The 23,477-nt window shown below is 60.6% G+C and carries 23 protein-coding genes; 14 read left to right on the top strand and 9 right to left on the bottom strand.

What is annotated here, in order from left to right; all coding sequences use genetic code 11:
• Positions 1-147 precede the first annotated feature (147 nt).
• The 5 genes from prpF to K0P33_RS24035 all read right to left on the bottom strand — a co-directional run bounded on the left by prpF (position 148) and on the right by K0P33_RS24035 (position 6,908).
• Positions 148-1,338, bottom strand: coding sequence for a 2-methylaconitate cis-trans isomerase PrpF (prpF, locus tag K0P33_RS24015; RefSeq protein ID WP_094950303.1), 1,191 nt, complete (start codon positions 1,336-1,338; stop codon positions 148-150).
• Positions 1,339-1,348: 10 nt separating this feature from the next.
• The gene (acnD, locus tag K0P33_RS24020; RefSeq protein ID WP_094950304.1) at positions 1,349-3,943 is read right to left on the bottom strand and encodes a Fe/S-dependent 2-methylisocitrate dehydratase AcnD; all 2,595 of its coding nucleotides are present in this window, start codon (positions 3,941-3,943) and stop codon (positions 1,349-1,351) included.
• Positions 3,944-4,126: 183 nt separating this feature from the next.
• Entirely contained in the window at positions 4,127-5,254 is a 1,128-nt protein-coding gene (gene prpC / locus K0P33_RS24025; protein ID WP_094950305.1) for a 2-methylcitrate synthase, read from the bottom strand.
• A 41-nt stretch (positions 5,255-5,295) separates the two neighbouring features.
• On the bottom strand, positions 5,296-6,189 hold the full coding sequence (gene prpB, locus K0P33_RS24030) for a methylisocitrate lyase (protein ID WP_021491517.1): 894 nt from the start codon (positions 6,187-6,189) through the stop codon (positions 5,296-5,298).
• Positions 6,186-6,908, bottom strand: a complete 723-nt coding sequence (locus tag K0P33_RS24035; protein WP_064453641.1) for a GntR family transcriptional regulator — start codon at positions 6,906-6,908, stop codon at positions 6,186-6,188. Before K0P33_RS24035 ends, prpB begins: the two co-directional genes overlap by 4 nt.
• Before the next feature lie 271 nt (positions 6,909-7,179).
• Here K0P33_RS24035 and K0P33_RS24040 point away from each other — a divergent pair, with 271 nt between their 5' ends.
• From K0P33_RS24040 to K0P33_RS24065, 6 genes are all read left to right on the top strand, one after another.
• Positions 7,180-7,716 carry an ATP-dependent zinc protease gene (locus K0P33_RS24040; RefSeq protein ID WP_242151886.1) on the top strand — a complete coding sequence of 179 codons (537 nt, stop codon included), beginning with the start codon at positions 7,180-7,182 and terminating at the stop codon, positions 7,714-7,716.
• 5 nt (positions 7,717-7,721) lie between these two features.
• A complete protein-coding gene (locus K0P33_RS24045) occupies positions 7,722-9,254 on the top strand; it encodes an inactive transglutaminase family protein (RefSeq protein WP_094950307.1) in 1,533 nt (510 codons plus the stop codon).
• A complete protein-coding gene (locus K0P33_RS24050; RefSeq protein ID WP_094950308.1) occupies positions 9,254-10,240 on the top strand; it encodes an alpha-L-glutamate ligase-like protein in 987 nt (328 codons plus the stop codon). Before K0P33_RS24045 ends, K0P33_RS24050 begins: the two co-directional genes overlap by 1 nt.
• Before the next feature lie 201 nt (positions 10,241-10,441).
• Positions 10,442-11,785 (top strand): aminodeoxychorismate synthase component I, encoded by a 1,344-nt coding sequence (gene pabB, locus K0P33_RS24055; RefSeq protein ID WP_242151889.1) that lies wholly within the window; start codon positions 10,442-10,444, stop codon positions 11,783-11,785.
• A 226-nt stretch (positions 11,786-12,011) separates the two neighbouring features.
• A complete protein-coding gene (locus K0P33_RS24060; protein WP_094950310.1) occupies positions 12,012-12,314 on the top strand; it encodes a type II toxin-antitoxin system HigB family toxin in 303 nt (100 codons plus the stop codon).
• Positions 12,314-12,670 carry a transcriptional regulator gene (locus K0P33_RS24065; RefSeq protein WP_094950311.1) on the top strand — a complete coding sequence of 119 codons (357 nt, stop codon included), beginning with the start codon at positions 12,314-12,316 and terminating at the stop codon, positions 12,668-12,670. Before K0P33_RS24060 ends, K0P33_RS24065 begins: the two co-directional genes overlap by 1 nt.
• A gap of 119 nt (positions 12,671-12,789) precedes the next feature.
• On the opposite strand, the gene thrH is transcribed toward K0P33_RS24065, so the two are convergent.
• A complete protein-coding gene (gene thrH, locus K0P33_RS24070) occupies positions 12,790-13,407 on the bottom strand; it encodes a bifunctional phosphoserine phosphatase/homoserine phosphotransferase ThrH (protein WP_094950312.1) in 618 nt (205 codons plus the stop codon).
• Positions 13,408-13,558: 151 nt separating this feature from the next.
• On the opposite strand from thrH, the gene K0P33_RS24075 reads away from it, so the two are divergent.
• The 3 genes from K0P33_RS24075 to K0P33_RS24085 all read left to right on the top strand — a co-directional run bounded on the left by K0P33_RS24075 (position 13,559) and on the right by K0P33_RS24085 (position 17,033).
• On the top strand, positions 13,559-14,293 hold the full coding sequence (locus K0P33_RS24075) for a phosphoadenylyl-sulfate reductase (RefSeq protein WP_242151891.1): 735 nt from the start codon (positions 13,559-13,561) through the stop codon (positions 14,291-14,293).
• A 468-nt stretch (positions 14,294-14,761) separates the two neighbouring features.
• The gene (locus tag K0P33_RS24080) at positions 14,762-16,291 is read left to right on the top strand and encodes an NCS1 family nucleobase:cation symporter-1 (RefSeq protein ID WP_094950313.1); all 1,530 of its coding nucleotides are present in this window, start codon (positions 14,762-14,764) and stop codon (positions 16,289-16,291) included.
• 13 nt (positions 16,292-16,304) lie between these two features.
• Positions 16,305-17,033, top strand: a complete 729-nt coding sequence (locus K0P33_RS24085; protein ID WP_094950314.1) for an aspartate/glutamate racemase family protein — start codon at positions 16,305-16,307, stop codon at positions 17,031-17,033.
• Positions 17,034-17,175: 142 nt separating this feature from the next.
• On the opposite strand, the gene K0P33_RS24090 is transcribed toward K0P33_RS24085, so the two are convergent.
• On the bottom strand, positions 17,176-18,099 hold the full coding sequence (locus K0P33_RS24090) for a LysR family transcriptional regulator (RefSeq protein WP_094950315.1): 924 nt from the start codon (positions 18,097-18,099) through the stop codon (positions 17,176-17,178).
• 106 nt (positions 18,100-18,205) lie between these two features.
• Between K0P33_RS24090 and K0P33_RS24095 the strand changes: the two genes are divergently transcribed.
• On the top strand, positions 18,206-18,952 hold the full coding sequence (locus tag K0P33_RS24095) for a 3-oxoacyl-ACP reductase family protein (protein WP_094950316.1): 747 nt from the start codon (positions 18,206-18,208) through the stop codon (positions 18,950-18,952).
• Between the two features lie 75 nt (positions 18,953-19,027).
• Here the strand turns inward: K0P33_RS24095 and K0P33_RS24100 are convergent, their stop codons facing one another.
• Positions 19,028-19,717 carry an HAD-IA family hydrolase gene (locus tag K0P33_RS24100; RefSeq protein WP_094950317.1) on the bottom strand — a complete coding sequence of 230 codons (690 nt, stop codon included), beginning with the start codon at positions 19,715-19,717 and terminating at the stop codon, positions 19,028-19,030.
• A gap of 325 nt (positions 19,718-20,042) precedes the next feature.
• Here K0P33_RS24100 and K0P33_RS24105 point away from each other — a divergent pair, with 325 nt between their 5' ends.
• Together K0P33_RS24105 and K0P33_RS24110 are read left to right on the top strand one after the other, a co-directional pair.
• Positions 20,043-20,369, top strand: a complete 327-nt coding sequence (locus K0P33_RS24105) for a helix-turn-helix transcriptional regulator (protein WP_094950318.1) — start codon at positions 20,043-20,045, stop codon at positions 20,367-20,369.
• A 105-nt stretch (positions 20,370-20,474) separates the two neighbouring features.
• Positions 20,475-20,831 carry a DUF2784 domain-containing protein gene (locus K0P33_RS24110; RefSeq protein WP_094950319.1) on the top strand — a complete coding sequence of 119 codons (357 nt, stop codon included), beginning with the start codon at positions 20,475-20,477 and terminating at the stop codon, positions 20,829-20,831.
• On the opposite strand, the gene K0P33_RS24115 is transcribed toward K0P33_RS24110, so the two are convergent.
• On the bottom strand, positions 20,818-21,786 hold the full coding sequence (locus tag K0P33_RS24115; protein ID WP_094950320.1) for an NAD(P)H-binding protein: 969 nt from the start codon (positions 21,784-21,786) through the stop codon (positions 20,818-20,820). The two genes, K0P33_RS24110 and K0P33_RS24115, sit on opposite strands and share 14 nt — an antisense overlap.
• A 92-nt stretch (positions 21,787-21,878) precedes the next feature.
• Between K0P33_RS24115 and K0P33_RS24120 the strand changes: the two genes are divergently transcribed.
• On the top strand, positions 21,879-22,763 hold the full coding sequence (locus K0P33_RS24120) for a LysR family transcriptional regulator (RefSeq protein WP_094950321.1): 885 nt from the start codon (positions 21,879-21,881) through the stop codon (positions 22,761-22,763).
• A 54-nt stretch (positions 22,764-22,817) separates the two neighbouring features.
• Entirely contained in the window at positions 22,818-23,396 is a 579-nt protein-coding gene (locus tag K0P33_RS24125; protein WP_094950322.1) for a DUF4337 domain-containing protein, read from the top strand.
• Positions 23,397-23,477: the final 81 nt, after the last annotated feature.

Consider the following 23,477-nt stretch of genomic DNA (forward strand, 5'->3'; position numbering starts at 1 on the left):
TCTGATTGCCTGCCTTGGTCGTGCAGATACCACCATTGCGAGTGGGAGCAGGCTTGCCCGCGATGGCGGTCTGTCAGTCGCACATAAGGTGACTGGTCCACCGCATTCGCGGGCAAGCCCGCTCCCACATGGGGTCGGTGCAAGCTGTTAGAAGGCGTCGCCTGGGACGCGGACGAAGCCTTCCATAAGGACTCGCGCGCTGCGGCTCATGATGGCTTTTTTAACGACCCATTCACCGTTCACTTGAGTCGCTTCAGCACCGACACGCAAGGTGCCCGACGGATGCCCGAAGCGCACCGCATTGCGCTCAACACCACCGGCGGCGAGGTTCACCAAGGTGCCGGATATCGCCGCCGCCGTGCCAATCGCCACCGCCGCCGTGCCCATCATGGCGTGGTGCAACTTGCCCATGGACAGCGCGCGCACCAGCAAATCCACATCACCGGCCTTGATCGCCTTGCCACTGGACGCCACGTAATCGGCAGGTTTGGCCACAAACGCGACCTTCGGCGTGTGCTGACGCTGGGCAGCTTCGTCGAGGTGCTTGATCAGGCCCATGCGCAATGCGCCATAGGCCCGAACGGTCTCGAACATCGCCAGGGCTTTGGGGTCGCTGTTGATTGCGCCTTGCAGCTCGGTGCCGGTGTAGCCGAGGTCTTCAGCGTTGATGAAAATCGTCGGAATGCCGGCGTTGATCAGCGTCGCCTTGAAGGTGCCGACACCGGGCACTTCAAGGTCATCGACCAGGTTGCCAGTGGGAAACATCGAGCCACCGCCGCCCTCTTCTTCCGCCGCCGGGTCCATAAACTCCAGCTGCACTTCGGCGGCGGGAAAGGTCACGCCGTCGAGTTCGAAGTCGCCGGTTTCCTGCACCGTGCCGTCGGTGATCGGCACGTGAGCAATGATGGTCTTGCCGATATTCGCCTGCCAGACCCGCACCACGGCCACGCCGTTGCGGGGCACTCGGGCCGGGTCGACCAGGCCGGCGCTGATGGCGAACGACCCCACCGCTGCCGACAGGTTGCCGCAGTTGCCGCTCCAGTCGACAAAAGGCTTGTCGATCGAGACCTGGCCAAACAGGTAGTCCACGTCATGATCGGCGCGGGTGCTCTTGGCCAGGATCACGGTTTTGCTGGTACTCGAAGTGGCGCCGCCCATGCCGTCGATTTGCTTGTCGTAGGGGTCGGGGCTGCCGATCACCCGCAACAGCAAGGCATCGCGTGCGGCACCCGGCACCTGCGCGGCGGCGGGCAGGTCCTTGAGGCTGAAAAACACGCCCTTGCTGGTGCCGCCACGCATGTAGGTGGCGGGGATCTTAATTTGCGCTGCGTGTGCCATGGTTAACCTCTCAGGCGGTCGCCGCCGATTCCAGGAAGTCCTGGGCAAAACGTTGCAACACGCCGCCCGCCTCGTAGATCGACACTTCTTCGGCGGTGTCCAGGCGGCACGTCACCGGCACCTCGACACGTTCGCCATTCTTGCGGTTGATCACCAAGGTCAGCTGCGCATGCGGGGTGCGTTGGCCGACCACGTCATAGGTTTCGCTGCCATCGATGTTCAGTGTGTGACGGTCGGTACCCGGCAGGAACTCCAGCGGCAACACGCCCATGCCCACCAGGTTGGTGCGGTGAATACGCTCAAAACCTTCGGCGGCAATCGCTTCCACACCGGCCAGGCGTACGCCCTTGGCCGCCCAGTCGCGGGACGAACCCTGGCCGTAGTCGGCGCCGGCAATGATGATCAGCGGCTGCTTGCGCTCCATGTAGGTTTCGATGGCTTCCCACATGCGCGTGACCTGGCCTTCCGGCTCGATACGCGCCAGGGAACCCTGCTTGACCTTGCCGTTTTCCTGGACCATTTCGTTGAACAGTTTCGGGTTGGCAAAGGTCGCGCGCTGCGCGGTCAAGTGGTCGCCACGGTGGGTCGCATAGGAGTTGAAGTCGACCTCCGGCAGGCCCATTTTCGCCAGGTATTCACCGGCAGCGCTGCCCGGCATGATCGCGTTGGACGGCGACAGGTGGTCGGTGGTGATGTTGTCCGGCAGCACCGCCAGCGGGCGCATGCCCTTGAGCGGGCGCGCACCGGCTAACGCGCCTTCCCAGTACGGCGGGCGGCGGATGTAGGTGCTTTGCGGGCGCCAGTCGTACAGTGGCGCGACTTTGGGGCCGGTGTCTTCGTGGATCGCGAACATCGGGATGTAGACCGCGCGGAACTGCTCCGGTTTGACCGAGGCCTTGACCACCGCGTCGATCTCTTCGTCGCTCGGCCAGATGTCTTGCAGGCGGATTTCCTTGCCGTTGGCGTCGAGGCCAAGCACGTCTTTTTCGATGTCGAAACGGATGGTGCCGGCAATCGCGTAGGCCACCACCAATGGCGGCGAAGCGAGGAACGCTTGCTTGGCGTACGGGTGAATGCGTCCGTCGAAGTTGCGGTTACCCGACAACACGGCGGTGGCGTACAGGTCGCGGTCGATGATTTCTTGTTGGATCACCGGGTCGAGTGCGCCGGACATGCCGTTGCAGGTGGTGCAGGCGAATGCCACGACACCAAAACCCAGCTGCTCCAACTCGTGGGTCAAGCCCGCTTCGTCGAGGTACATCGCCACGGTTTTCGAACCCGGTGCCAGCGAGGATTTGACCCACGGCTTGCGCGTCAGCCCAAGCTTGTTGGCGTTACGCGCCAGCAGGCCGGCAGCGATCACGTTGCGCGGGTTACTGGTGTTGGTGCAGCTGGTGATGGCGGCAATGATCACCGCGCCGTCGGGCATTTGCCCCGGCACTTCGTCCCACTGGCCGCTGATGCCCTTGGCCGCCAGGTCGCTGGTGGCGACGCGGGCGTGCGGGTTGCTCGGCCCCGCCATGTTGCGCACGACGCTGGACAGGTCGAAGGTCAGGCCACGCTCGTACTGCGCGCCCTTGAGGTCATCCGCCCACAGGCCGGTGTGACGCGCGTATTGCTCCACCAGGGTGACTTGTTCGTCTTCGCGGCCAGTGAGTTTCAGGTAGGCGATAGTCTGCGGGTCGATGTAGAACATCGCCGCCGTGGCGCCGTATTCCGGGGCCATGTTGGAGATGGTCGCGCGGTCGCCCAGGGTCAGTTTGGAGGCGCCTTCGCCGAAGAACTCCAGCCACGCGCCGACCACTTTTTGTTTACGCAGGAACTCGGTCAGCGCCAGCACCATGTCGGTGGCGGTGATGCCGGGCAACAGCTTGCCGGTGAGCTCCACGCCGATGATTTCCGGCAGGCGCATCCACGAGGCACGGCCGAGCATCACGCTCTCAGCTTCGAGGCCGCCGACGCCGATGGCGATCACGCCCAGGGCGTCTACGTGCGGCGTGTGGCTGTCGGTGCCGACGCAAGTATCAGGGAAGGCCACGCCATCGCGCACCTGGATCACTGGGGACATTTTCTCCAGGTTGATCTGGTGCATGATGCCGTTGCCCGGTGGGATCACGTCGACGTTCTTGAAGGCCTTTTTGGTCCACTCGATAAAGTGGAAACGGTCTTCGTTGCGACGGTCTTCGATGGCGCGGTTTTTCTCGAACGCGTCGGGGTCAAAACCACCGGCTTCGACGGCCAGGGAGTGGTCGACGATCAGTTGGGTCGGCACCACCGGGTTGACCTGGGCCGGGTCACCGCCTTGCAGGGCGATGGCATCACGCAGGCCGGCGAGGTCGACCAATGCGGTCTGGCCGAGGATGTCGTGGCACACCACGCGCGCCGGAAACCATGGGAAGTCGAGGTCGCGCTTGCGGTCGATCAGTTGGCTCAGGGACGCATTGAGCGTGGCCGGGTCGCAGCGGCGCACCAGGTTCTCCGCGAGTACGCGTGAGGTGTAAGGCAAGGTGGCGTAGGCGCCAGGGGTGATTGCATCGACAGCCGCACGGGCGTCGAAGAAATCCAGGCGGCTGCCGGGGAGCGATTTGCGAAATTCAGTGTTCATCGTCAGGACTCGGTCACGGTAGGTTCACAGGGTGGACTGTCGACACTGGCCTGGCTTTCTGTGGGAGCTGGCTTGCCTGCGATGGCATCACTGCGGTGTGACAGGTACACCTGGGTGATTCGATCGCAGGCAAGCCAGCTCCCACAGAACAGCACATTTGCCAAAGTGCTCAGCTCATCCCATTCAGCGACGTTCGATTGGCACGAACTTGCGCTGCTCTACGCCGATGTACTCGGCGCTTGGACGGATGATGCGGTTGTTGGCGCGCTGTTCGAACACATGCGCGGCCCAGCCAGTGAGGCGCGAACACACGAAGATCGGTGTGAACAGCTTGGTCGGGATGCCCATGAAGTGGTACGCCGAGGCATGGTAGAAGTCAGCGTTGGGGAACAGTTTCTTCTGCTCCCACAGGGTCTTGTCGATGGCTTCCGAGACCGGGAACAGCACCGTGTCGCCCACTTCGTCAGCGAGCTTTTTCGACCAGCCCTTGATCACTTCATTACGCGGGTCGTTGTCTTTGTAGATCGCATGGCCGAAGCCCATGATCTTGTCTTTGCGCGCCAGCATGCCGAGGGTGCCTTCGACGGCTTCTTCAGCCGAGCCGAAACGCTCGATCATTTCCATCGCCGCCTCGTTGGCGCCGCCGTGCAGCGGGCCGCGCAGCGAGCCGATGGCGGCGGTGACGCAGGAATACAGGTCGGACAGGGTCGAGGCACACACGCGAGCGGTAAAGGTCGACGCGTTGAATTCGTGCTCGGCATAGAGAATCAGCGACACGTTCATGACCTTCTCGTGCAGCTCGCTCGGCTTCTTGCCATGCAGCAGGTGCAGGAAGTGGCCGCCGATGCTTGGCTCGTCGGTCACGCAGTCGATGCGCTGGCCGTCGTGGCTGAAACGGTACCAGTAGCACATGATCGCCGGGAAGGCGGCGAGCAGGCGGTCGGTGACATCACGTTGCACGCTGAAGTCTTTCTCGGGCTCGATATTGCCCAGGAACGAACAACCGGTGCGCATTACGTCCATCGGGTGGGCGTCGGCAGGGATGCGTTCCAGCACTTCTTTCAGCGCCTGGGGCAGGTCGCGCAGTTTGCTCAGCTTGTTGCTGTAGGCGGCCAGTTCGGCTTTGGTCGGCAGCTCGCCGTAGAGCAGCAGGTAGGCGACTTCTTCAAATTGCGCATCGGCGGCGAGTTCGCGCACATCATAACCACGATAGGTCAGGCCGGCACCGGCCTGGCCCACGGTCGACAGTGCGGTCTGCCCGGCCACCTGGCCACGCAGGCCGGCACCACTCAATACTTTTGCTTCAGCCATGGTTCTTCTCCAATTTTGTAGTTATTCAGGGAAGCCGTTCTTTACTTTTTCGCGGCGAACAGCGCGTCGAGCTTCTGCTCGAAGGTGTGGTAGTCGATGCGATCGTAAAGCTCCATGCGGGTTTGCATGGTGTCGATCACGTTCTGCTGGGTGCCGTCGCGACGGATCGCGGTGTAGACGTTCTCGGCGGCCTTGTTCATGGCGCGAAAGGCCGATAGCGGGTACAGCACGATGGAAACATCGGCAGATTTCAACTGTTCGGTGGTGTACAGCGGGGTCGCGCCGAATTCGGTGATGTTGGCCAGGATCGGCGCTTTCACGCGGGAGGCGAAGAGTTTGTACATCTCCAGCTCAGTGATGGCTTCCGGAAAGACCATGTCGGCGCCGGCTTCGATGCAGGCGGCAGCGCGTTCCAGGGCGGACTCCAGGCCTTCGACGGCGAGGGCGTCGGTGCGAGCCATGATCACGAAGCTGTCATCGGTGCGCGCATCCACGGCGGCCTTGATGCGGTCGACCATTTCCTGCTGGGACACGATTTCTTTGTTCGGGCGATGACCGCAGCGCTTGGCGCCGACCTGGTCTTCGATATGAATGGCGGCGGCGCCGAACTTGATCATCGACTTGACCGTGCGCGCCACGTTGAAGGCCGAGGAGCCGAAGCCGGTGTCCACGTCCACCAGCAGCGGCAGGTCGCACACGTCGGTGATGCGGCGCACGTCGGTGAGTACGTCATCCAGGCCGGTAATCCCCAAGTCCGGCACGCCGAGGGAACCCGCGGCTACACCGCCACCCGACAGATAAATCGCCTTGAAACCGGCGCGTTTGGCCAGCAGCGCGTGGTTGGCGTTGATCGCGCCCACCACTTGCAATGGATGTTCGCTGGCGACTGCATCACGGAAACGCTGGCCTGGAGTGGTTTTATTGTTGGAACTCATGACTCACCTCGCTGAGTGGCTGTCTGGGGGGCACCGTCCGGGAAGTGACGGGCGATATTGCGTTTGGAGGCGCCGATATGGCGGCGCATCAACAGTTCGGCCAGTTCACCGTCGCGATCGGCGATCGCGTCAAGAATGCGGTGATGCTCGGCAAAGGCCTGGCGTGGACGATTAGGGGTGGCGGAGAACTGGATGCGGTACATGCGCACCAATTGGTACAGCTCACCGCAAAGCATTTGGGTCAGGGTGCGATTACCGGCGCCTTGAATTATCCGGTAATGAAAATCGAAGTCGCCTTCCTGCTGGTAGTAGCCCAGGCCGGCTTGGAACGCTTCGTCACGTTCGTGGGTGTGCAACACCTGGCGCAGCTCTTCGATTTCCGCGTCGGTCATGCGCTCGGCGGCCAAACGGCAGGCCATGCCTTCCAGGGATTCGCGGATTTCATAGAGCTCGATCAGCTCGGCGTGGCTCAAGGACACCACTCGCGCGCCAACGTGAGGCACGCGCACCAGCAGGCGCTGGCCTTCCAGGCGGTGGATCGCTTCGCGCAACGGCCCGCGGCTGATGCCGTAGGTGCGCGCCAACTCCGGCTCGGAAATCTTGCTGCCGGGGGCGATCTCGCCCTTGACGATCGCGGCCTGGATACGCCGGAAGACGTTCTCGGACATGGTCTGGGAATCGTCTTGCGCCACCACTGGGGTTTCCAGCTGATCCAGCATATTGTCGACACCTTTAAAAGCAATGTGGCAAAAACTAGCCAATCAGCCCCTATTAGTCAAAGAATAAATACACATTGTCGACAATCGTCTAATAATCCCGTCTGCACCTCATCGGGGCATGGCCGCCTGCCAGCGCTGGCGCCAAAAAAGCATCATGTTAGAATGCCCGCCGCTTTTGCCTGACATCACTTGATGAAACGGCGCACGAGGGAGTTTGCGCAGCAATGCCAGTCGCCTTGAATAAACATCGCACTGCACCGCCTCAGGATCTATGAGACTCAAGCCCTTCCTTCTAGTGTTTTGCCTAATGTGCCTACCGAGCCTTGGCGTTGCCGCCGAGAAGACCGTGTATGGCCTGAATGAATACGCGAAACTGGCGGGCATTGACCTGGAAGTCGCGGCCAAACTCGACACCGGCGCCAAGACCGCCTCGCTGAGCGCCCGCGATATCAAGCGTTTCAAGCGCAACGGTGAATCCTGGGTACGCTTCTACCTGGCCATCGACACCGCCCATTCCCACCCCATCGAACGCCCCCTGGCCCGTGTCAGCAAGATCAAGCGCCGCGCCGGTGACTACGACCCCGATGAGGACAAGAACTACACCGCCCGCCCAGTGATCGCCCTGGACATCTGCATGGGCACTGCTTTACGCAGCATCGAAGTGAACTTGACTGACCGCAGCGCATTCCAATACCCGCTGCTGATCGGCTCCGAAGCCTTGAAACGCTTTGATGCGCTGGTCGACCCCAGTCTTAAATACGCAGCGGGCAAACCTGCCTGCGCCGCCGACGCTCATACCGCCGAGTAAACCGAATGCGCTCTCTGACCCTGCACCTGAAAATCCTGATCACCATCCTGGTGGTGTTGGGTATTTCGGTCACCGCCTACCAGATTTTCGTGCTGGGGATTCCCGTCACCGAAGACGCCACCGACGACCTGTGGAACATCGACGCCAAAGTCGAGTTCGTCGCCAACCCCAAAGACCCGGTGAAGGTCTCGATGTTCGTGCCGCCCCTGAGCCGCGACTTCGTCAGCCTCAACGAGAGTTTCATCTCCAATAACTACGGCGTGAGCGTCAACCGCACCGACGGCAACCGCAAGGTCACCTGGTCGGCCCGCCGCGCCAAGGGCAACCAGACGCTGTATTACCGCCTGGTGCTGACCAAGCGTTACAGCGGCGAAAAGGTCAAAGTCAAAGGCCCGACCTTCCGCGACAGCATCGCCGTGGAAGGCCCGGAAAAGATCGCCGCCGAAGCCCTGCTGGCGCCGATCCGCCAGCACTCGGCTGACGTCGAGACGTTTATTACCGAAGCGATCAAGCGCACCAACAACCTCAACGACGACAATGTGAAACTGCTGCTGGCGGGCGACCCGTCGACGCCACACAAAGCCAAAATCGTCGAGTTGCTGCTGTCCATCGCGCACGTGCCGGTGGAAAAAGTCCACACCATCCGCCTCGTCGCCGACCAGCCGCAAACCCCAGAACTGTGGCTGCGCAGCTTCAACGGCAATGACTGGCTGTACTTCAACCCGGAAACCGGTGAGCAAGGCCTGCCCGCCGACCGCCTGCTATGGTGGACCGGCGATGAAAACCTGATCACGGTCGATGGCGGCAAGAAAGCCATGGTGACGTTCAGCCTGAACAACAGCGAAATGAACGCCATTCGTCTGGCCAAGCTGACCGACGAAAATACCGACGCCAATTTCCTCGAATACTCGCTGTACGGCCTGCCGCTGCAAACCCAGCAGACCTTCATGATCATGGTGATGATCCCGATTGGCGTGCTGGTGATCCTGATTCTGCGCAACCTGATCGGCCTGCAGACCCTCGGCACCTTTACCCCAGTGCTGATCGCCCTGGCGTTCCGAGAGACGCAGTTGGGCTTCGGGATTGTGCTGTTCACCATTATTACGGCGTTGGGGCTGTCCCTCAGGTCATACCTGGAACACTTGAAGCTGCAGATGCTGCCCAGGCTTTCGGTGGTGCTGACCTTCGTGGTGGTGCTGATTGCCGCCATCAGCCTGTTCAGCCACAAGCTGGGCCTGGAGCGTGGGCTGTCGGTGGCACTGTTCCCAATGGTGATTTTGACCATGACCATCGAACGCCTGTCGATCACTTGGGAAGAACGCGGCGCCAACCATGCGCTGAAAGTGGCGATTGGTACGCTGTTCGCCGCGTCGCTGGCGCACATCATTATGAGCGTGCCGGAACTGATCTACTTTGTGTTCACCTTCCCGGCGATCCTGTTGATCCTGGTGGGTTTCATGCTGGCCATGGGGCGTTATCGCGGCTACCGCCTGACCGAGTTGGTGCGTTTCAAGGCCTTCCTCAAGGCTGACTCGTAATGTTCGGCTTCTGGAAGACCTGGAAGGCTCTCGAAGCGCGGGGGATCATGGGCATCAACCGGCGTAACGCCGACTACGTGCTCAAGTACAACAAGCGCAGCCTGTATCCGATTGTGGATGACAAGATCATCACCAAGGAACGTGCCATGGCGGCTGGCATCCATGTGCCGGAGATGTACGGGATCATTTCCACTGAGAAGGAAATCGACAAGCTCGACGAGATCATCGGTGGGCGCAGCGACTTCGTGATCAAGCCGGCCCAAGGCGCCGGCGGCGATGGCATCCTGGTGGTGGCCGACCGTTTTGAAGGGCGCTATCGCACGGTGTCCGGCAAGATCATCAGCCATGAAGAAATCGAACATCAGATCTCCAGCATCCTCACCGGCCTGTATTCTTTGGGCGGCCACCGCGATCGTGCGCTGATCGAATACCGCGTGGTGCCCGACCAGATCTTCAAGAGCATCAGCTACGAAGGCGTGCCGGACATCCGCATCATTGTGCTGATGGGCTACCCGGTGATGGCCATGCTGCGCTTGCCGACGCGCCAGTCCGGCGGCAAGGCCAACCTGCACCAGGGCGCGATTGGCGTGGGTGTCGACCTGGCCACCGGCCTGACGTTGCGCGGCACCTGGCTGAACAACATCATCACCAAACACCCCGACACCACCAACGCCGTGGATGGCGTGCAACTGCCCAACTGGGACGGTTTCATGAAGCTGGCGGCCAGTTGCTATGAACTGTGCGGGCTGGGTTATATCGGCGTAGACATGGTGCTGGACCAGGAAAAAGGCCCGCTGATCCTCGAACTGAATGCGCGGCCGGGGCTGAATATCCAGATTGCCAACGACTGCGGCCTGACGTTGCGTACCCATGCGGTGGAAGCGCGGTTGGAAGAATTGAAGGCTGCGGGCGTGACAGAAACGCCGGAAGAACGGGTTAAATTCGTGCAGGCGATGTTTGGGCATATCCCGGCCGTGGAAGGCTGAAGGCCTCATCGCAGGCAAGCCAGCGCCCACATTGGAATACGATCAACCTGTGGGAGTTGGCTTGCCTGCGATAGCGTTGTAACAAGCAACCGATCCCTCACGACAGGCCCTCAATCTGCCTATCGTCGACATCCCCTCTAGGACCAAGGCCTACGGGGGACTACAATCGCCTCCCTCGTGCCAACGGCTGATCCACCCCGCATGTCGACCTGTTCTGTACACCCGCTGCCCTACCGGGCCAACCCCGCCGAGTATTTTACGGCGATTCGCCACGCCCCCGGCGCGGTGCTGCTCGACAGCGGCCGCCCGACTGCCGAGCGCGGTCGTTATGACCTGCTCAGCGCCTGGCCGGTGGAAACGCTAACGGTTCGGTCTGACGAAAACGGCAGTGATTTCCTGCAACGCCTACGCGAAAACCTCACGCAGTTGGGTGAAGCGGGTTTGCCTGCTGGTTATGAGTTGCCGTTCGCTGGCGGCTTGATCGGTTACCTGAGCTACGACTTCGGCCGCCACCTGGAACACATGCCGCACTTGGCGGTGGATGACCTGCACCTGCCGGATGCACGCTTTGGGCTGTATGCCTGGGCGCTGATCAGCGATCACCAGGCGCAAACCAGCCAGTTGGTGTTTCACCCCTCGCTTGCTGACAGCGAGCGACAACGCCTGATTGCGCTGTTCAACGCTGAAACTGCCAACCTCCCGGCGAGTTTCAAACTGAACGGCCCCATGGCCCCAGACCTGAGCGCCGAAGCTTACCGGCAAGCCATCGTGCGCATTCAGGATTACATCCAGGCCGGCGACTGCTACCAGGTCAACTTTGCCCAGCGCTTTCGTGCGCCGTGCGTCGGCGATCCGTGGGCGGCTTACTGCGCCTTGCGTGAGGCCTGCCCTACGCCGTTTTCCGGGTTCCAGAGCCTGCCGGACGACGGTGCAGTGCTGAGCCTGTCGCCGGAGCGCTTTGTACACATCAGCCAGCGCCGCGTCGAAACCCGCCCCATCAAAGGCACCCGCCCGCGCGGTTTGACGCCCGAAGAAGACGCAGCCAACGCCGCCGAACTGCTGTCCAGCCCCAAAGACCGCGCCGAGAACCTGATGATCGTCGACCTGCTGCGCAACGACCTCGGCCGCACCTGCCGCACCGGCTCGGTAAAAGTGCCGGAGTTGTTCAGCCTGGAAAGCTACCCCAACGTGCACCACTTGGTGAGCAGCGTCACCGGCACCTTGGCCGACGACAAAGACGCCCTCGACCTGATCGCCGGCAGCTTCCCCGGCGGCTCCATCACTGGCGCGCCGAAGATCCGTGCCATGCAGATCATCGACGAGCTGGAGCCGACTCGACGCGGCTTGTACTGCGGCTCGTTGGTGTACCTGGACGTGCGCGGCGAGATGGACAGCTCCATCGCGATTCGCAGCCTGCTGGTCAAGGATGGCCAGGTGTGCTGCTGGGGCGGCGGCGGGATCGTGGCGGATTCGCAGTGGGAGGCGGAGTATCAGGAATCGCTGACGAAGGTGCGGGTGTTGTTACAAACTTTGGAAGGCTTGTAGCACCCAGCCCTTCCTGACTTTCAGACGCAGAACCGAGCAGCCGAAAAAACCTGAATCAGAACGGTCGTGGACGACGCGTGGGCTGCAGGATAGCGTCCAGCCCCTACCGCCCCCCGCCGTTTGTGAAGGATCACATGAAGCGACTGCCTACTCGTCAGAAATTATTTCCGCGATTGCATATCCACCCAACCGCACCTATGATCTCCCAAAATGGGAGATTAAAGCGATGCGCATAATCGCTCTCTCTACCTTACGAATATTCTGGGAAAGCCACCCAGCTTATGGCGATGCCAAAACGCCGATGGTCGAGCTGTATCGTCATATGGAGAAAACCACTTACCAAACACCACAAGCCCTCAAGGCAGAGCTCAGAACCGCGAGTATTCTCAAAGGTGGCAGGGTGGTGTTCAACGTGGGTGGCAACAAGTATCGAGTGGTCATGGCAATCGATTATCAGCGACAGCTGGGGTTCATACGTTTTGCGGGAACCCATGTGCAATACGACCAGATCAACGCGGAGACCGTGTGATGAACATCAAACCTATTCATACCCAGGAAGACCTGACTGCGGCGCTCGCACGCGTCGAGCAGCTATGGGGCGCGCAAATCGGCTCGCCTGAGGGTGACGAGCTGGAAATACTCGCTGTCCTGATTGAGAAGTACGAGGCCGAGCACTATCCAATGCCGGCTTCGGACCCGGTGGAAGCGATTAAATTTCGCATGGAGCAATTAGGTATGACCGCCCGTGACCTTGAGCCCTTTATAGGTACAAGCGGGCGAGTGTCCGAAGTGCTGAATCACAAGCGCAAGTTGAGCTTGGCGATGATCAAGCGCCTGCATGAAGGTTTAAGTATTCCTTATGATCGGTTGCTGGCAGGGGTTTAGGCGGCGCCTGAGCTGGCCCCATCGCAGGCAAGCCAGCTCCCACATTTTGAACTGTGTGAACACGATCCCAAGGTGAGAGCTGGCTTGCCTGCGATAGGGCCATCAGTAGCACTGATGCTCTAAAGGCTCAACGCCCGATTCGACGCCTTGATGAACTCTTTCTTCAAGTCCTCAAACGTATGCACTGCCGGGAATTGTGGGAACTCGCGAATCACATTCTGCGGCGCATGGAACAAGATCCCACGGTCAGCTTCGCCGAGCATGGTGGTGTCGTTGTAGGAGTCGCCAGCGGCGATCACGCGGTAGTAGAGGGTCTTGAACGCCAGCACCGATTGGCGCTTCGGGTCTTTCTGGCGCAGTTGGTAGCTCACCACCCGATCGTTTTCATCGGTGATCAGGCGGTGACAGAGCAAGGTCGGAAAGCCCAGCTGGCGCATCAACGGTTGGGAGAACTCGTAGAAGGTGTCTGACAGGATCACCACCTGGAAGCGCTCGCGCAGCCAGTTGACGAACTCGATGGCGCCGTCCAGCGGCTTGAGGGTGGCGATCACTTCCTGAATGTCAGCGAGCTTCAGCCCGTGCTCGTCGAGGATGCGCAGACGCTGCTGCATCAGCACGTCGTAGTCGGGAATGTCGCGGGTGGTGGCCCGCAGGGATTCAATACCGGTTTTTTCGGCGAAGGCGATCCAGATTTCCGGAACCAGCACCCCTTCCAGGTCGAGACAGGCAATTTCCACAAGACACTCCCATTAGATGTTGTTAGTTGAGCGAGCAAAAGGACTGCCGAACTCTAGCGATTCAAGCTGGCCGCCGCAACGCAGGGCGGATTTTGATACCATCGCTCCCCTATAGAGCGCTCAGCGCCACTGACCTGTAGGAACCGTCCTGATGAACCAAGCCTTCGACGTCGCTGAACTCGCCGCGACTTATGCCAACAAATCCGCCCAGGACATTCTCAAGCTGGCGTTCAGCCAGTTCGGCGATGACCTGTGGATTTCCTTCAGCGGTGCCGAGGACGTGGTGCTGGTAGACATGGCTTGGAAGCTGAACAAGAACGTCAAGGTGTTCAGCCTCGACACGGGCCGCCTGCACCCGGAAACCTACCGGTTCATCGAGCAGGTGCGTGAGTTTTACAAGATCGACATCGAGCTGATTTCGCCGGACCAGAGCAAGCTGGAACCTTTCGTCAAGGAAAAGGGCCTGTTCAGTTTCTACAAGGACGGCCATGGCGAATGTTGTGGCGTGCGCAAGATCGAACCGCTGCGACGCAAACTGTCCGGCGTGAGCGCCTGGGCCACCGGCCAACGCCGTGACCAGAGCCCCGGCACCCGCAGCCAGGTGGCGGCATTGGAAATTGATACGGCGTTCTCCACGCCCGAGCGCACCCTGTACAAATTCAACCCGCTGGCGCAGATGACCAGCGAGGAAGTCTGGGGTTACATCCGCATGCTCGAGTTGCCGTACAACAGCTTGCATGACCGCGGGTTTATCAGCATCGGCTGCGAGCCCTGCACCCGCCCGGTATTGCCGAACCAGCACGAGCGTGAGGGCCGCTGGTGGTGGGAAGAAGCTACGCAGAAGGAATGCGGGTTGCACGCTGGGAATATCATCAGCAAGGCCTGAGATTGAGTGCAGTAAAAATGTGGGAGCGGGCTTGCCCGCGATGAGGGGGTGTCAGTCAATGAGGAGTTGGCTGATACACCGCTATCGCGGGCAAGCCCGCTCCCACATTTGCTTTGTGGTGGATGTAAATCTTGTACACATCAATGTAACCATCGGTGCCATTTATGTGTGCAATCCATGTTCTTTCGCACCAAAACGTAACACCCATCCCCGCATGCTTTTTGCCTCTTGAATAGAGCGCTTTTCCAGCGAAAAATAAATACCTGTTCAAACGGTCAATTTATATCGCTTTTAATTCAGTCAGTTATTTGAACATCTAACAAAAAGGAAATTACTCACGGTTTTGATAGACCGAAAACTGGCACGCATGTGGCTTAAGGTGAAGCGCGTCTTGTATACAATAAATACAAAACATACATACACTTTGCCATCTGAGGCGCTGCCGAAGATGCGCCGGAGCCTGCCGGAATGCGTACACGCCTCTCGAATAACATCGCACTGGATCTGCCCTCCTCCGCCCTGAACCCCGAGCCGGCAAGCCCCGGCCCGCTGGTGCTCAGCCCGCGCCTGCACAACAAGGACCTGGCGCCCACCAAGACCGAAGGCCGACGTTGGGGGCGCTACAGCATCTTTGCGTTGTGGACCAACGACGTGCACAACATCGCCAACTATTCATTTGCCATCGGCCTGTATGCATTGGGGCTTGGCGGCTGGCAAATTCTGTTATCGCTGGGGATTGGCGCGGCGCTGGTGTACTTCTTCATGAACTTGTCGGGGTTTATGGGCCAGAAGACCGGGGTGCCATTCCCGGTGATCAGCCGCATCAGTTTCGGCATCCACGGCGCGCAGATTCCGGCGTTGATTCGCGCGGTGATTGCGATTGCCTGGTTTGGTATCCAGACCTACTTGGCCTCGGTGGTTTTTCGCGTGTTGTTGTCGGCGATTCATCCGGGGTTTGCCGAGTATGACCACAACTCGATCCTGGGTTTATCCACCTTGGGCTGGGCGTGTTTCGTGGCGATCTGGTTGGTGCAGTTGGCGATCCTGGCTTACGGCATGGAAATGGTGCGCCGTTATGAAGCGTTCGCCGGGCCGGTGATTCTAGTGACCGTCGCGTCGCTGGCCGGCTGGATGTACTTGCAGGTCGACGGCAACATTGCCTGGTCAATACGCGAGCCGCTGAGCGGCGGCGAGATGTGGCGCAATATCTTTGCCGGTGGCGCGTTGTGGCTGACCATCTACGGCACGCTGATCCTCAACTTTTGCGACTTCGCCCGCTCCTCGCCCTGCCGCAAGACCATCCTGGTCGGCAATTTCTGGGGCTTGCCGGTGAATATCCTGGTGTTTGCCGCAATTACCGTGCTGCTGTGCGGCGGGCAGTTCCAGCTCAATGGCCGGGTCATCGAAAGCCCGACCGAAATCATCGCGGCCATCCCCAACACCTTCTTCCTGGTGCTGGGCTGCCTGGCGTTCCTGATCGTCACCGTGGCGGTGAACATCATGGCCAACTTCGTTGCCCCGGCGTTTGTGCTGAGCAACCTGGCGCCCAAGTACCTGAACTTCCGTCGCGCCGGGTTGATCAGCGCCACCTTGGCGGTGCTGATCCTGCCGTGGAACCTCTACAACAGCCCGCTGGTGATCGTGTATTTCCTCTCCGGCCTGGGCGCACTGCTGGGGCCGTTGTACGGGGTGATCATGGTCGATTACTGGCTGATCCGTAAAAATCAGGTGGACGTGCTGCAGTTGTATAGCGAAGACCCGAAGGGGGTTTATTACTACAGCCGCGGCGTCAATTTGCGCGCGGTGGCGGCGTTTGTGCCTGCGGCAGTGATCGCGATTCTGTTGGCGCTGCTGCCCGGCTTTGCCAGTGTGGCACCGTTTTCCTGGTTGTTTGGCGCCGGTATTGCAGGGCTGTTGTACCGGCTGATTGCCAAGCGCCAAGCGTTCTACGCCGATGTCAGCGGCGAAAGCATTGCAGTCGATAACGTCAGTCATTAATCAAGGACATTCCATGCGCATCCTCGTGGTCAACGTCAACACCACCGAATCCATCACCGAAACCATCGCCCAGCAGGCACGGGCCGTGGCCTCGCCGGGCACTGAGATCGTCGGGCTTACCCCGTACTTTGGCGCCGAGTCGGTGGAGGGCAATTTTGAAAGCTACCTGGCCGCTATCGCCGTGATGGATCGGGTGATGGCCTACGATCAGCCGTTTGATGCAGTGATCCAGGCCGGCTATGGCGAACATGGCCGTGAAGGTTTGCAGGAGTTATTGAGCGTGCCGGTGGTGGACATCACCGAAGCGGCGGCCAGCACCGCGATGTTTTTGGGCCATGCCTATTCGGTGGTGACCACGCTGGACCGCACCGTGCCGTTGATCGAAGACCGGCTGAAACTTGCCGGCCTGTATGAGCGCTGCGCCTCGGTGCGCGCCAGCGGCATGGCGGTGCTGGAGCTGGAAGAAGACCCGCTGGCGGCCATGGAAGCCATCGTGCGCCAGGCGCAATTGGCTATCCGTGAGGACAAGGCCGAGGTGATCTGCCTGGGCTGCGGCGGCATGGCCGGGCTGGATGAGCAGATTCGCCAGCGCACCGGCGTGCCGGTGGTGGATGGGGTGACGGCGGCGGTGACGATTGCTGAATCGCTGGTGCGGCTGGGGTTGTCGACGTCGAAGATCAGGACGTATGCGGCGCCGAGGCCAAAGAAGGTCATTGGTTGGCCCGGTATGTTCGGCAGGTAGACCGAGGCGTCTGCATCGCGGGCAAGCCCGGCTCCCACATGGGAACGCGGTCGGATGTGGGAGCCGGGTTCCCACATGGAATGCGGTCGGATGTGGGAGCCGGGCTTGCCCGCGATGGCCGCGATTCGGTAGGCAGCCGTGATCAAATCGCGCTGAACCGTTGCCCCAGTTTCTGCTCGACAAACTGCTCGATGATGAACTCCACGAACGCGCGGGTCTTGCCGGGCAGCAGTTTGTGTTCGGCGTAGTAGAGAGAGATGCTGCCGTCGTCGACGTACCAGTCGGGCAACACCCGTACCAATGCGCCGCTGTCGAAGAACGGCATGGCCATCGGCATGCTCACCAGCGCGATACCCAGGCCTTGGGCGCTGGCGCAGCAGGCGGCTTCGGAATCGCTCATGGTCATGCGCGGCTTGAGCACCAGCGGGCGTTGTTCACGTTCCGGGCCGGTGAGCTGCCAGGTACGCACGCGGCCGGTTTGCGGAGAGCGGATCAGGATGCCCAGGCACCGCGATAAATCTTCGGGCGCGTGCACCGGCAGGCGTCGCGCCAAGTAATCCGGGGACGCCACCAACACCCGATGCGCGGGGGACAGCTTGCGCGCCACCACGCCTTGGGGCAGTTCAAAACCACCGCCGATGGCGGCATCGAAGCCTTGGCCGATCAGGTCGACCTGGCGATTATCGAAATGCCAGTCGGGGCTGATATCCGGAAAGCGCCGCATGAACTCCGCCAGCAACGGCACCACATAACGATTGCCGAACACCGTGCCCATGCTGACCTTGAGCGTGCCCACCGGCCGCCCTTCGGCGCTGGCAAGGTTAGCCACGGCATTCTGGATGGTGGTGAGGCTGGCGCTGACTTCTTCGAGGAACAGCTTGCCGGCTTCGGTCAGGGTCAGGCGTCGGGTGCTGCGTTGGAACAGGCGCACACCCAGGCGCGCTTCCAGCTTGGCGACGCTTTTACCCACCGCCGCCGGGGTCAGGCTAAGGTGCCGGGCGGCTTCGGCAAAGCTGCCGCCTTCGGCGCTGCGCACGAAACATTCGATACTGCCAAAGCTTTCCATATCAGCTCATTCTAAACTTTTGGTTTACACAGACTATAGCAATCACGGTCTACCGGGTTGGGTGGGTGAAGTCGATACTCGACCCATCAACTACTTGGAGATCGACATGACCACACACAACCTCACTGGCAAAGTCGCCTTGATCCAAGGCGGTTCCCGCGGCATTGGCGCTGCCATCGTCAAGCGCCTGGCCGCGCAAGGCGCAGCCGTCGCATTCACCTACGTCAGCTCGGCCGCAAAAGCCGAAGAGCTGCAGAACAGCGTGATCAGCGCCGGCGGCAAGGCCTTGGCGATCCAGGCCGACAGCGCGGATGCCACGGCGATCCGCAATGCGGTCAACGCCACCGTCGAAGCGTTTGGGCGCCTGGATATCCTGGTGAACAACGCCGGTGTGCTGGCCATCGCGCCACTGGAAGATTTCAAGCTGGAAGACTTCGACCAGACTCTGGCGATCAATGTGCGCAGTGTATTTATCGCCACTCAGGAAGCGGCCAAGCATATGGGTGAAGGTGGCCGAGTGATCAACATCGGCAGCACCAATGCCGAGCGCATGCCGTTTGGCGGGGGCGGGCCGTATGCGATGAGCAAGGCGGCGCTGGTGGGGTTGACCAAGGGCCTGGCACGGGACTTGGGGCCGCGCGGCATCACCATTAACAATGTGCAGCCTGGGCCGGTGGACACGGACATGAACCCGGCGAGCGGTGAGTTTGCCGAGACGTTGATCGGGTTGATGGCGGTGGGGCGTTATGGGCAGGTGGAGGAGATTGCGAGTTTTGTGGCTTATCTGGTGGGACCTGAGGCGGGGTATATCACTGGGGCCAGCTTGACCATTGATGGTGGCTTCAGCGCATAACCCAATGTGGGAGCTGGCTTGCCTGCGATGGCGCGCTTGAGGACGCTATCGCAGGCAAGCCAGCTCCCACATTTGTCAGGCCATGGGTGGCAAGCCATACGCGGCCAGGTCGAAGTCTGCGAGTTTGCGGATGATCTGGTCGGCGTGGTGGTATTTGCTGTCGGCCATGGCTTCATCGGGCACGGCGATGGCGGTCATGTTGGCGGCTTTTGCGGCGGTGACACCGAACGGCGAATCTTCGAACACCAGGCAGTCTTCTGGCGCAACGCCCAGGCGGCGTGCGGCGGTCAGGAAGATGTCCGGCGCAGGCTTGGCGGCACCGACTTCCGGGTCGTCAGCGGTGACGATGGTACCGAACAGGCCAAACCATTCGCGGTGCAATGTGGTCTTGTGGCCAAACGAGTTGCGCGACGAACTGGTGCCCACCGCAATCGGAATGTTATGCGCCTTCAAGTGCCGCACCAGCGCTTCGGCGCCGGGCATGCCCAGGGCCTTGGGGAAACGCTCGCTCATCAGCGGTTCGCGGATTTCCAGAAACTCAGCCGGCGTAATCGGCAGGTCCAGCGCCTTGACCACGTAGTCGGCCAAGTCCTGGGCCCCACGCCCGATGATGTGCTGCTTGATGCCCCAGTCATAGGTGCGGCCGTAGCGTTCGGCGATGATCTGCGTGACTTCGGTGTAGATGCCTTCGGTATCCAGCAACAACCCGTCCATATCAAAAATCACGGCCTTGATTGGACCGACTGCGGTACGCGGTGCATTCATCACAACAGAACCTTGGGGAAGGACTAAAAGGTTTCAGCACAATAACGGCCCAGGTTACCTGCAAGCAACCTTTGCGGCTCGGTATTGATAACCACACTGATCAACTACGCCAAAGCAGCGGTGGGCAAACGCGCGCGACAAAGGCGAGCGCCGAAGACGTTTACGAAGTAAAGCTTACATGCAGCAACAGCTTCGATCAGTGGGCCTCGGGAGACAGGCTAACGTTGGGAAGCACCTTACTGCGTGTATTTGCAAAAAAGCCCAAAAACACTTGTTAAAGCCTTATAAAAAAATAAGCCTTTCATGAGGCTTAAGCAGGAAAAACATGATCAGTGCGTCCCCCCACATACAGGTCATCAACGATCTGGAAGGCAAGCCTGCGTTTGTAGTTATTCCTTATGGGCAATATCTCGCACAGCAGGGCCGAAACCACCTTATTCCCTATCAAGTCGTCAGCCTGATTATCGATGGATTTACCCCCATCCGCGCCTGGCGCGAACACCTGAACTTGACCCAGGAAGACGTCGCCACACGCCTGGGCATTTCTCAATCCGCTTTCGCCCAACAAGAGGCAGTGAACAAACCTCGCCGGGCAACGCGGGAAAAGATAGCCAAAGCGTTTGGCATCAACGCCACTCAACTGGAGCTATAGCGTTACTCAAGCCAATCGGCGCCCTCATTATCGCTGCCCACGCGTTAAAATCAGCGGGAACCACTTGGCGCCTGACGCCTGCCAACCTTAAAAGCGAACCCACACATGCTCTATCGCGTAGCCGCCGACAGCCTGGTGCTGTTTCACCTGTGTTTCATCCTGTTCGTGCTGTTCGGCGGATTGCTGGCGCTCAAATGGCGGCCGGTCATGTGGCTGCACGTGCCCGCTGCAGCCTGGGGTGTGGCCGTGGAAGTGTTCCACCTGCCCTGCCCGCTGACCCGCTGGGAAAACCTGCTGCGTCACCTCGCAGGGCAAGACGGTTATGGCGGCGGGTTTATCGAGCATTACATCCTCACGCTGATCTACCCGGCTGGGCTGACCCCGAACATTCAATTGGCACTTGGGGCGCTGGTGTTGCTGATCAACATCGCGGTGTATGTGCGCTTGATCAGGCGGGCGTAGGCAGGCAGCCCAGGTCGGCCAATGTAGCTTCTACCGCCTGATCCAGTGGTGTGTGGGGCTCACGGCCCAAGGTGTCCACCAGGCGCTGGTTATCCAGGCGCAACGGGGTTTGCCACAGGTAGCGCATTTCCTGCATCTCGTGGACGGTCACGACAAAGGGCGCTATCAATTTCATCAGCCACCACGGGAAACGACCTACGCGGGGCTGATGGCCAGACCTACGCAACACCACCCGCTGGATCGCCTGAACCATCTGCGCGCCATCCACGTCCTCATGCCCCGCCATATGAAAGCGCGCAAACGCCTCAAGGGTCGCCCGGCGCTCAATCAACTCGACCATCGTGCGCGCCACATCCGGCAGGTACGCCCATTGATGCAACACACCGGGCGCGCCTGGGTAGCTGATGGCGTGCACGGGTTTGCCGGGTTTGACCAAACCTTGGGCGAACCAGTTGTTGGCCACCCTGGCGCCAAAAAAGTCCCCCGCCCGCACGATCAACACCCGCGCGCCCTGCCGAGAAGCCTGCTCTAAACGCTGCTCCAGTTGCACACGGATCGCGCCCTTGCGGGTCTGAGGGTGTTGCGGCGAGCCCTCGTGCAACACAGGAAATGCATCCGGCCCGAAGTTGTAGACCGTGCCGGGCAACAGGATGGTTGCGCCTTCGGCGATGGCCGCCGCAATCGTGTTGTCGATCATCGGCATCACCAGTTCGGCCCAATTGCGATAGCCCGGCGGGTTGACGGCATGCACGATCACCTCACAGCCACGGGCGGCGGCGAGCACTTCCTGACGATTGAGCGCATCGCCCTTGAGCCAGGACAACGCCGCATTCTCACGGCGAGCCTTGTCCACATTCCGGGTCAGTGCACACACCTCCCAGCCTGCCGCGCTCAACTGCCGGGCCACTTCGCCGCCAATCCCGCCGGTTGCACCCAATACCAGAACCTTGCTCATGACCTTCTCCCACGTTGTTGGTGAGGCCATTTTGTGTGCGGCACTGCTATAGATAAATTACCGAAGAGCATCCAGCCGCTATACATTTATGCATGGCAACGAATATTGGTTGGGAGCTTTACCGGTCGTTCCTCGGCGTACTCAAGGAAGGATCGTTGTCGGGGGCCGCACGCCAGCTCGGCATCACACAGCCTACGGTCGGTCGGCATATTGCTGCGCTGGAAACGTCGCTGGGCGTGGTGCTGTTCACCCGTTCGCCGCAAGGCTTGCTGCCCACCGCCGTCGCCCACACTTTGCGCGCCCATGCCGAAACCATGGAGCGCACCGCCGCCGCCCTGGAACGCGCGGCTTCCGCCCAAGGCGATGAAGTGCGCGGTGTAGTGCGGGTCTCCGCCAGTGAAGTGGTCGGTGTGGAAGTGCTGCCGCCGATCATCACCGCACTGCGCCGCCAACACCCGCACCTGCGGGTTGAACTGATCCTGACCAACCGCCTGATCGACCTGCTGCAACTGGAAGCCGACATCGCCGTGCGCATGGTCCGGCCCAGCCAGGAGCAACTGCTGGCGCGGCGTGTCGGCTTGATTGAAGTGGGCCTGCATGCCCGCGATGATTACCTGCAACAGCATGGCATGCCGCTTCAGATGCAGGACCTGGTTAACCATTCGGTGATCGGCTTCGACCAGGAAAGCGCTTTCATCCGCAGCCTGGCCATCAAGGGCTTTGAACGCAGCGCCTTCGCCATCAGCAGCGACAGCGACCTGGCGCAACTGGCGCTGATCCGCGCCGGTGCCGGTATCGGCGGCTGCCAGGTGCAACTGGCTAAGCAGAACCCGCGCCTGCACCGGGTATTGCCGGACGGTTTTGCGTTCAAGATGGACACCTGGGTCACCATGCACGAAGACCTGCGCAACAGCCCGCGCTGCCGCGTGACCTTTGATGCGCTGGTGGCAGGTTTGCAGCGTTACGTACAGGCTTGAGACAGCTTCGCTGGTGAAGAATCAGACTCCCTCAGCCCCTTCATAGACGCCCCCATGTCCGAAGCCTTCGAAGTCCCCAGCCCCCACGAAAAACACATCGAACACACCACCGAACATGCGCACGGGCGCGGTGACAATTTCGCCAGTCGTATCGCCGTGATGACCGCCCTGATGGCCACCCTTGGCGCCATGCTCAGCTACCAGGCCGGCTCCACCGAAAGCGAAGCGGCGATGGACAAGAACAACGCCGCCATCAGCAAGACCGAAGCCGCCAACCAGTGGAATTACTACCAGGCCAAATCCAGCCGACAAAACCTGGCTGAACTGGCCACCCACATTCCCGGCGTGGATGCCGCGCATTACAAGGATGAGATCGAGCGTTACAAGGGCCAGAAGGAAGAAGTGCGCAAACAGGCCGAGAGGCTTGAGGCCACCTCCAAGGAGTGGGATCAGAAATCCGAGGAAGCCCTGCACCAGCACCACCGCTGGGCCCAGGCGATGACCGCGATTCAGATCGCGATTTCGTTGGCCGCAATTACGTTACTCACGCGCAAGGAATGGCTCAAACGCATGTCCTACACCGCCGGCACCGTCGCAGTGGCCCTAGGCAGCCTAGCCTGGCTGCACCTCTAACTGACCGAACGCGGTCAAAAATGTGTGAGCAGGCCTGTTGTGGCGAGCGGGCTTGCCACAACAAGCCAGCTCCCACATGTG

This window comes from Pseudomonas sp. ArH3a, from assembly GCF_022648765.1.
GTDB lineage: Bacteria > Pseudomonadota > Gammaproteobacteria > Pseudomonadales > Pseudomonadaceae > Aquipseudomonas.

What these genes read in the sequence shown, in the direction of transcription:
- K0P33_RS24120 (WP_094950321.1), top strand. Translation starts at nt 21,879, where the DNA reads ATGGCAACGAATATTGGTTGGGAGCTTTACCGGTCGTTCCTCGGCGTA.
- acnD (WP_094950304.1), bottom strand. Translation starts at nt 3,943, where the DNA reads ATGAACACTGAATTTCGCAAATCGCTCCCCGGCAGCCGCCTGGATTTC.
- K0P33_RS24100 (WP_094950317.1), bottom strand. Translation starts at nt 19,717, where the DNA reads ATGAATGCACCGCGTACCGCAGTCGGTCCAATCAAGGCCGTGATTTTT.
- K0P33_RS24060 (WP_094950310.1), top strand. Translation starts at nt 12,012, where the DNA reads ATGCGCATAATCGCTCTCTCTACCTTACGAATATTCTGGGAAAGCCAC.
- K0P33_RS24090 (WP_094950315.1), bottom strand. Translation starts at nt 18,099, where the DNA reads ATGGAAAGCTTTGGCAGTATCGAATGTTTCGTGCGCAGCGCCGAAGGC.
- K0P33_RS24095 (WP_094950316.1), top strand. Translation starts at nt 18,206, where the DNA reads ATGACCACACACAACCTCACTGGCAAAGTCGCCTTGATCCAAGGCGGT.
- K0P33_RS24080 (WP_094950313.1), top strand. Translation starts at nt 14,762, where the DNA reads ATGCGTACACGCCTCTCGAATAACATCGCACTGGATCTGCCCTCCTCC.
- prpC (WP_094950305.1), bottom strand. Translation starts at nt 5,254, where the DNA reads ATGGCTGAAGCAAAAGTATTGAGTGGTGCCGGCCTGCGTGGCCAGGTG.
- K0P33_RS24110 (WP_094950319.1), top strand. Translation starts at nt 20,475, where the DNA reads ATGCTCTATCGCGTAGCCGCCGACAGCCTGGTGCTGTTTCACCTGTGT.
- K0P33_RS24035 (WP_064453641.1), bottom strand. Translation starts at nt 6,908, where the DNA reads ATGCTGGATCAGCTGGAAACCCCAGTGGTGGCGCAAGACGATTCCCAG.
- K0P33_RS24115 (WP_094950320.1), bottom strand. Translation starts at nt 21,786, where the DNA reads ATGAGCAAGGTTCTGGTATTGGGTGCAACCGGCGGGATTGGCGGCGAA.
- K0P33_RS24045 (WP_094950307.1), top strand. Translation starts at nt 7,722, where the DNA reads ATGCGCTCTCTGACCCTGCACCTGAAAATCCTGATCACCATCCTGGTG.
- K0P33_RS24040 (WP_242151886.1), top strand. Translation starts at nt 7,180, where the DNA reads ATGAGACTCAAGCCCTTCCTTCTAGTGTTTTGCCTAATGTGCCTACCG.
- K0P33_RS24075 (WP_242151891.1), top strand. Translation starts at nt 13,559, where the DNA reads ATGAACCAAGCCTTCGACGTCGCTGAACTCGCCGCGACTTATGCCAAC.
- K0P33_RS24105 (WP_094950318.1), top strand. Translation starts at nt 20,043, where the DNA reads ATGATCAGTGCGTCCCCCCACATACAGGTCATCAACGATCTGGAAGGC.
- K0P33_RS24125 (WP_094950322.1), top strand. Translation starts at nt 22,818, where the DNA reads ATGTCCGAAGCCTTCGAAGTCCCCAGCCCCCACGAAAAACACATCGAA.
- prpF (WP_094950303.1), bottom strand. Translation starts at nt 1,338, where the DNA reads ATGGCACACGCAGCGCAAATTAAGATCCCCGCCACCTACATGCGTGGC.
- pabB (WP_242151889.1), top strand. Translation starts at nt 10,442, where the DNA reads ATGTCGACCTGTTCTGTACACCCGCTGCCCTACCGGGCCAACCCCGCC.
- K0P33_RS24085 (WP_094950314.1), top strand. Translation starts at nt 16,305, where the DNA reads ATGCGCATCCTCGTGGTCAACGTCAACACCACCGAATCCATCACCGAA.
- prpB (WP_021491517.1), bottom strand. Translation starts at nt 6,189, where the DNA reads ATGAGTTCCAACAATAAAACCACTCCAGGCCAGCGTTTCCGTGATGCA.
- K0P33_RS24065 (WP_094950311.1), top strand. Translation starts at nt 12,314, where the DNA reads ATGAACATCAAACCTATTCATACCCAGGAAGACCTGACTGCGGCGCTC.
- K0P33_RS24050 (WP_094950308.1), top strand. Translation starts at nt 9,254, where the DNA reads ATGTTCGGCTTCTGGAAGACCTGGAAGGCTCTCGAAGCGCGGGGGATC.